General features: G+C 63.7%; 8 protein-coding genes. 6 read left to right on the forward strand and 2 right to left on the reverse strand.

Going from position 1 to position 7288, the window contains the following annotated elements; translation table 11 throughout:
* Window positions 1-22: 22 nt before the first annotated feature.
* The 6 genes from hemN to CTR53_RS12700 all read left to right on the forward strand — a co-directional run bounded on the left by hemN (window position 23) and on the right by CTR53_RS12700 (window position 5596).
* Window positions 23-1399 carry an oxygen-independent coproporphyrinogen III oxidase gene (gene hemN, locus CTR53_RS12675; RefSeq protein WP_290813789.1) on the forward strand — a complete coding sequence of 459 codons (1377 nt, stop codon included), beginning with the start codon at window positions 23-25 and terminating at the stop codon, window positions 1397-1399.
* A gap of 96 nt (window positions 1400-1495) precedes the next feature.
* Window positions 1496-1669, forward strand: a complete 174-nt coding sequence (locus CTR53_RS12680; RefSeq protein ID WP_290813792.1) for a periplasmic nitrate reductase, NapE protein — start codon at window positions 1496-1498, stop codon at window positions 1667-1669.
* A gap of 7 nt (window positions 1670-1676) precedes the next feature.
* Window positions 1677-1982 carry a chaperone NapD gene (locus CTR53_RS12685; protein ID WP_290813795.1) on the forward strand — a complete coding sequence of 102 codons (306 nt, stop codon included), beginning with the start codon at window positions 1677-1679 and terminating at the stop codon, window positions 1980-1982.
* A gap of 13 nt (window positions 1983-1995) precedes the next feature.
* A complete protein-coding gene (napA, locus tag CTR53_RS12690; RefSeq protein ID WP_290813798.1) occupies window positions 1996-4515 on the forward strand; it encodes a periplasmic nitrate reductase subunit alpha in 2520 nt (839 codons plus the stop codon).
* Window positions 4516-4550: 35 nt separating this feature from the next.
* Complete coding sequence (locus CTR53_RS12695; RefSeq protein WP_290813801.1) at window positions 4551-4997, forward strand: nitrate reductase cytochrome c-type subunit; 447 nt, start codon at window positions 4551-4553, stop codon at window positions 4995-4997.
* Window positions 4994-5596, forward strand: coding sequence for a NapC/NirT family cytochrome c (locus CTR53_RS12700; RefSeq protein WP_290813803.1), 603 nt, complete (start codon window positions 4994-4996; stop codon window positions 5594-5596). Before CTR53_RS12695 ends, CTR53_RS12700 begins: the two co-directional genes overlap by 4 nt.
* Window positions 5597-5614: 18 nt before the next feature.
* Here the strand turns inward: CTR53_RS12700 and CTR53_RS12705 are convergent, their stop codons facing one another.
* Both CTR53_RS12705 and CTR53_RS12710 read right to left on the reverse strand, forming a co-directional pair.
* Entirely contained in the window at window positions 5615-6133 is a 519-nt protein-coding gene (locus CTR53_RS12705; RefSeq protein ID WP_290813806.1) for a hemerythrin domain-containing protein, read from the reverse strand.
* A gap of 24 nt (window positions 6134-6157) precedes the next feature.
* The coding region (locus CTR53_RS12710) for an NnrS family protein (RefSeq protein ID WP_290813809.1) at window positions 6158-7288 on the reverse strand (1131 nt) is incomplete at its 5' end.

The raw sequence follows: 7288 nt of genomic DNA on the forward strand, positions 1-7288 counted from the left end.
GGCCGTGCCCCCGGAATCCGCAATGCCCGACCTGCCGCGCGATCTCGCCCCGCGCCTGGCCGCCCTGGCGGCCGGCGACCGCGATGTGCCGCGTTACACCTCCTATCCGACCGCGCCGCATTTCAATCCCGCACACGACGACGCGGACTGGCGCAACTGGCTTGGCGCGGTACCGGAGCAGGCGCCGCTGTCCCTGTATCTGCATGTCCCTTTCTGCCGCAGCATGTGCTGGTATTGCGGCTGCGCCACGCAGATCGCCAAGGGCGACGATGCCATCGGGCATTATGTCGACGCGCTGCTGACCGAGATCGCCCTGGTGGCGCAGTATCTGCCGCCGCAGGCGCGGGTCAGCCAGATCCACTGGGGGGGCGGCACGCCCACCATCCTCGGCGCCGCCGGCCTGCAGCGGGTCACCGACCGGCTGGCCGGACTGTTCGCTTTCGATCCCGGCATCGAGATCGCCGTGGAGGTCGACCCCCGCCGCTTCGACACAGACCTTGCACGGGGCTTCGCCAGCTGTGGTGTGAACCGCGCCAGCCTGGGCGTGCAGAGTTTCGATCCCCTGGTGCAGCAGGCGATCAACCGGATCCAGCCCTTCGGCGATGTGCAGCGATCCGTCGGCCTGCTGCGGCAGAACGGTATCGCATCGATCAATTTCGACATTCTCTACGGTCTGCCCCGGCAGGACGAGCACAGCCTGGCGGATACGATCGAACAAGCCATGCTGCTGCAGCCCGAGCGCCTGGCGCTGTTCGGCTATGCCCATGTGCCGTGGATGCGCGCGCATCAGAAGCGGATCGATGCCGCCGCGCTGCCAGACCATGATCTGCGGCTGCGCCAGTTTCTTCTGGCCGAAGCGCAGCTGAACCGCTCAGGTTATGCCAGCATCGGTCTCGACCACTTTGCCCGGGCCGGCGATCCGCTGGCGGTGGCTGCGTGGAGCGGCCGTCTGCATCGCAATTTCCAGGGCTATACCACCGACGGCGCTGGCACGCTGATCGGCTTCGGCGCCTCTGCGATCAGCCAGCTGCCGCAGGGTTATATCGCCAATCTGCGCGGCGTCGCGGCCTGGCGGCGCAAAATCGGCACAGCTGCGCTGCCGGTCGAGCGGATGCGGGCACTGACGCCCGAGGACCGGATGCGCGGCCGAATTATCGAGCAGCTGATGTGCAACCTGCATGTCGATCTGAATGCCGAAGCCGCGCAGTTCGGTCTGGATGCGCAGCCGCTGCATGACGATCTGATTGCACTGCAGCCGATCGCGGCGGCCGGCTTCCTCACCATCGAGGACGGCGTGGTTGCAGTGCATCCGCAGGGACGCCTGCTATTGCGACAAATATGCAGTGCCTTCGACAGCTATCTGCCGCGCGTGAATACGATTCGGCATGCCGCAGCATAACAGGTTGCCTTCGTCGGGAATCTGCGCAAAAGTTTATTCCCGTCGCCACGATGACGGCTTTATGCAGACCGCACGTCCTGCCCGGGAGAGTCCCCGATGCCTGTGCAAGTCTCCACGAACGAGCCGGAGCAGGTTGTCCGGCGTCGCGAATGGTTCGTCTTCCTTTTTCTTACCTTTGTCGTGGCACCCGCGACCGCGGTTGCCATCGTTGGAAGCTACGGCCTTGCCGTCTGGATTTTCCAGATGGTCGCCGGGCCGCCGACAGGATGAGGCCGCCATGTCCTCCACAGATGCAGATTTCAATCCCCGCCGGCGCGCGCTTCTGACCGGCCGGCTGGAGACGCATATCTCCAGCCTCGTCATTCATGCGCTGCCGGCACGGCTCGACGCCGTGCAGCGCGCGATCGCGCGCGTGCCGGGTGCCGTGATCGACGCCACGTCGCCCGCAGGCAAACTGGTGGTCACGCTCGAAACCGCCAGCGAACAGGATATTGCCAGCCATCTCGGCCAGATCCAGTCGATCAAGGGCGTGCTCGCCGCAACGCTCGTCTATCACCAGGTTGAAACGTCCGCCGACGAATGAGGGGTTGCCCCCAATGAAGCTGACCCGCCGCCAGATGATCAAGGCCAAGGCCGCCGCCATCGCCGCCAGCGCCGCCGGCCTGCCATTCTCCACTGAAGCCGCCAATGTCGTGATTCCCGGCGACGAGGCGCGCCTGAAATGGTCCAAAGCGCCCTGCCGTTTCTGCGGCACCGGCTGCAGCGTCATGGTCGCCACCCGCGACAACCGCGTCGTCGCCACGCATGGCGACGTCAAGGCCGAGGTCAATCGCGGCCTGAATTGCGTGAAAGGCTATTTCCTCTCCAAGATCATGTATGGCCAGGACCGACTGACGCAGCCCCTGCTGCGCATGAAGGATGGCCGCTATGCCAAGGATGGCGAATTCCAGCCGGTCAGCTGGGATCGCGCCTTCGACGTGATGGCGGAACAGTTCAAGCGCGTGCTGCGCGAGAAAGGCCCCACCGCCGTCGGCATGTTCGGCTCGGGTCAATGGACGGTCTGGGAGGGCTATGCCGCCACCAAGCTGATGCGCGGTGGCTTCCGCTCCAACAATCTGGATCCCAACGCGCGACATTGCATGGCCTCCGCCGCCTTCGGCTTCATGCGCACCTTCGGCATGGACGAGCCGATGGGGTGCTATGACGATATCGAGGCTGCCGACGCCTTCGTGCTCTGGGGCTCGAACATGGCGGAGATGCATCCGATCCTGTGGACCCGCGTGACCGACCGCCGCCTCAGCAATCCGCATGTCAAGGTAGCGGTGCTGTCGACCTTCGAGCATCGCAGCTTCGATCTTGCGGACGTGCCGGTGATCTTTTTTCCCGGCACGGATCTCGCGATCCTGAATTACATCGCCAACTACATCATCACCACCAACCGGGTGAACCGCCAGTTCGTCGACAAACATACCAGCTTCCGGCGCGGTAATACCGATATCGGTTACGGGCTGCGCGCCGAAAATCCGCTGGAGGTCAAAGCGAAGAACCGCGACGATGCCGGCGGTTCCAGTCCGATGACCTTCGATGAATTCGCACGCTATGTCAGCGAGTACACTGCGGAGAAAGTCTCCAAGCTCACCAACGTGCCGGTGCGTCAGCTGCAGGCGCTGGCCGAACTCTATGCCGATCCGAAACGCAAGGTCATGTCCTTCTGGACCATGGGCTTCAACCAGCATGTCCGCGGCGTCTGGTGCAACCAGATGGTCTACAACATCCATCTGCTGACCGGCAAAATCGCCGAACCGGGCAACAGCCCCTTCTCGCTGACCGGCCAGCCTTCGGCCTGCGGCACCGCGCGTGAGGTCGGTACCTTCAGCCACCGCCTGCCGGCCGATATGGTGGTCACCAATCCGAAGCATCGCGAAACCGCCGAGAAGATCTGGAAGCTTCCGCCCGGCCTGCTGCCGGACAAGCCGGGCTATCATGCGGTCGAACAGAACCGCATGCTGAAGGACGGCAAGCTCAGCGCTTACTGGGTACAGGTCAACAACAACATGCAGGCCGGCGCCAACATCATGGAAGAAGGCCTGCCGGGCTACCGGAACCCGGAGAATTTTGTCGTTGTTTCGGATGCCTATCCGACCGTCACCGCGCGGGCAGCTGATCTGATCCTGCCCGCCGCCATGTGGGTCGAAAAGGAAGGCGCCTACGGCAACGCCGAGCGGCGCACGCATTTCTGGCACCAGCTGGTGAGTGCACCGGGCGAAGCCCGCTCCGACCTGTGGCAGCTCGTGGAATTCTCCAAGCGCTTCAAGACCGAGGAAGTCTGGCCAAAGGAAACCCTGGACGCCAATCCCGGTTATCGCGGCAAGACGCTGTACGACGTGCTCTTCGCTAACGGCTCGGTCAACCGCTTTCCGGCCAGCGAAGTCGAGGAAGGCTATGCCAATGCCGAGGCGAAGGCCTTCGGTTTCTATATCCAGAAAGGCCTGTTCGAGGAATATGCATCTTTCGGCCGCGGCCATGGCCACGATCTCGCGCCTTTCGACCGCTATCATCAGGAGCGCGGCCTGCGCTGGCCGGTGGTTGATGGCAAGGAAACCCGCTGGCGCTATCGTGAGGGCCACGATCCCTATGTGAAAACCGGAGAGGGCGTTGCCTTCTACGGCTTCGACGACAAGAAGGCGCGGATTTTTGCCTTCCCGTATGAACCGCCGGCCGAGTCGCCGGACGATCAGTACGACACCTGGCTGGTCACCGGCCGCGTGCTGGAGCACTGGCATTCCGGCTCGATGACCCGTCGCGTCCCCGAACTGCACCGCGCCGTCCCGTCGGCACTCTGCTACATGCATCCCGATGATGCGAAGCGGCGCGGCATCCGGCGCGGCGATGAAGTCCGTCTGGTTTCGCGGCGCGGCGAGGTGCTGATCCGGGTCGAGACCCGTGGCCGCAACAAGCCGCCGGTCGGCCTGGTCTACGTGCCGTGGTTCGATGAGAGCATCCTGATCAACAAGGTGACGCTCGACGCCACCGATCCGATCTCGCGCCAGACCGACTTCAAGAAATGCGCCATCCGCATCGAAAGGGTGCGGTCGGGCCAGGGAGGTGAGCTGTGAGACGGGTGATACTCGCTACCTGTCTGGCAGCAACTATGCTCGCCGCCGCGACGGCGCTGGCCGTCGACCTGCGCGGCCTGCGCGGCCCGACGCCGATCGGCGAAACCAAGGAGTCGGCGCAGATTGCCCGCGAGATCAACGACGACGCACGCCGGAGCCGCAATTATCCGGAGCAGCCGCCGGTGATCCCGCACAGCATCCGCGGCTATGAAGTCTCGCTCAATGCAAATCGCTGCCTGTCCTGCCACGGCCGCCGGATGACGGAAATGAGCCAGGCACCGATGATCAGCGTCACCCATTTCATGGACCGGGACGACCAGATCCTGGCGACCGTTTCGGCACGGCGGTATTTCTGCACGCAGTGCCACGTTCCGCAGCATGAGGCGAAGCCGCTGGTGCCCAACGGATTCACCGATATCGATACGCTGATCGAGCGGCAGCGCAAGACGCTGGGGACCGCGGGCACAGGGGCCAGGCAATGATCCGGCGCCTTTGGAGATTCCTGCAGCCCTACTGGCTGACGCTGATCCGGCCCAGCACCAGCCTGAGCCTGGGATTGCTGGTCGTCTGCGGTTTCATTGCCGGCATCATATTCTGGGGTGGTTTCAACACCGCACTCGAACTGACCAATACCGAGCGTTTCTGCGTCAGCTGTCATGAAATGCGCGACAATGTGTTCGCCGAGCTGAAGGATACCATTCATTACACCAACCGCTCCGGTGTCCGCGCGACTTGCCCGGACTGTCATGTGCCGCATAACTGGACCGACAAGATCGCCCGCAAGATGCAGGCCTCGAAAGAGGTCTGGGGGAAGATCTTCGGGACCATCAATACCCGCGAGAAATTCGTCGCCATGCGCCTCGAACTGGCCCAGCACGAATGGGTCCGGCTGAAGGCCAACAATTCGCTCGAATGCCGCAACTGCCACAGTGCCGATTCGATGGATCTGACCAAGCAGTCAGAGCGCGCGGCCATCATGCATTCGAGGCATCTGTTCCCCGGCGAAAAGACCTGCATCGATTGCCACAAGGGCATCGCGCATCGCCTGCCGAACATGGCGGGCGTTCCGGGCTGGAACTGATCTCACCGTCCGTATGGCTTAGCGGCCCGGCGCCATGAAGCGGGGAAACAGGACGGTGTTTTCGATGCTGATATGCTCGTCCAGGTCGTTCAGCAATTTGCGGATGCCGGTGTAAAGGTTCCGCCAGGTCGAGCAGGCCTCGGGGGGCGGGGTGCAGTTGTCGGTAATGCTATCCAGTAGCCTGATCAGTGCTATTTGATCTTCATGATCGATCAGCATCAGGGAGATTGGTTGGGCGGTCAATGTACCCTGTCCCTCCTTCATAAGTGGGAACAGCACATGCTCCTCCTTGCACATATGCATCTCCAGCTCGATCTTCATATCCTGAAGCAGGCGGGTGAGTCCCTTCGGCAAAGCGGGATGATTGGCATGCACCATCTCCACGCGGCGTGCCGCCGCGATCAATATCTCAAGTTCGCGGCGGTGCGTTTCATGGTATCGCTGCAGGATATGATCAATCAGCGCCCCGGATTCGGCCGGAAGTGGTTCGACCGACTGGGGCGATGCAGGTGCTGCTGAAGCGGCAGTGTCAGACATGGAAGCTCCTTTTCATGACGCGAGTCAGCCGGGCCGGCCATCTGCCCGCGGTTTGACCAGGATCGGCAGATAGCCGATCACGAAAACGAGGAAGCCGGTTGCCCAGAGGATTCCCGCGCCGGCGGTGAGCCAGTAGGTCATGGCGCCAAGATCGAAGGCCGCAGCCACCCGCCCCGCTGCACCGAGGCCGACCAGGCCATAGGCTGCAACAGCGCTGGCCGGCGCGACCAGCGGCCGCCCGCTATGGCCCAGCGACGCCCGCGTCATCACCGCCAGCACCATCATGCCGACGCATCCGGCGCCCAGGGCATGCGGCGCCACCTTAAGCGGTATCAGATCGAGCGCGGCGAGGGCCTTCAGGGCAATGCCGATGACCAGCCAGGCATATCCCAGGTGTAACGACCAGATAAGCGGAACGCGCCATGTGCGCCAGAACTGCCAGAGCAGAAAGCGACGCAGATGCAGCAGGGCGGCGATGGCGAACAATGCGGCCTGAAGACCCGCCGGCGCCGCCGCCAACTCGGCGATCAGGCCGGCGGCGAGTGTGAACAGCGCGCAGCGGTCGAGCCACGGACGCGGCACGATCTGCATCGGCCGGCCCGCTGCCCGCATCCCGTTGACGGTGAAGGCCGGCACGATCCGCCCGCCGATGATGGCGACCATGAGAGCGAAGAGTCCCAGCGCGCCATACAGACCGGCATGGCCGAATTGGCCCACGCCAAGCGCCTCCAGATGCCAGCCCAGATCGGCCAGGAAAAGTGCCGCGAGAATGACGACGAAGACGCCATTCCGTTTCGCGTTGCGGCGCAGGATGCCGGGTCCGACAAGAGAGGCGAGGAGCGGCCAGAATGCCAGATCGGCAAGAGTGAAGACGCCGGCCTCGATGGCGCCGGGCCAGAGGGCGAGAATTCGGGCGGCGAGCCACAGGCCCGCCAGCATGCCAAGACGCCAGCCGCGTACCGGCGGCGTCTCGGTCCAGTTCGGCACGGCGGTCAGCAGAAAGCCGGCCAGCGCGGCCGAAGCGAAGCCGAAGACCATCGCATGGCCGTGCCAGAGTTCCGGCTTCGGCGCCATGGCCAGCGGCATGCCGAAGAACCATGCCGCCACCCATAGCAGGATATAGACGCTTGCCTGCAGACCGGCGAACAGGAAGAA

The organism is Ferrovibrio sp. (assembly GCF_002796975.1).
Lineage (GTDB): Bacteria > Pseudomonadota > Alphaproteobacteria > Ferrovibrionales > Ferrovibrionaceae > Ferrovibrio.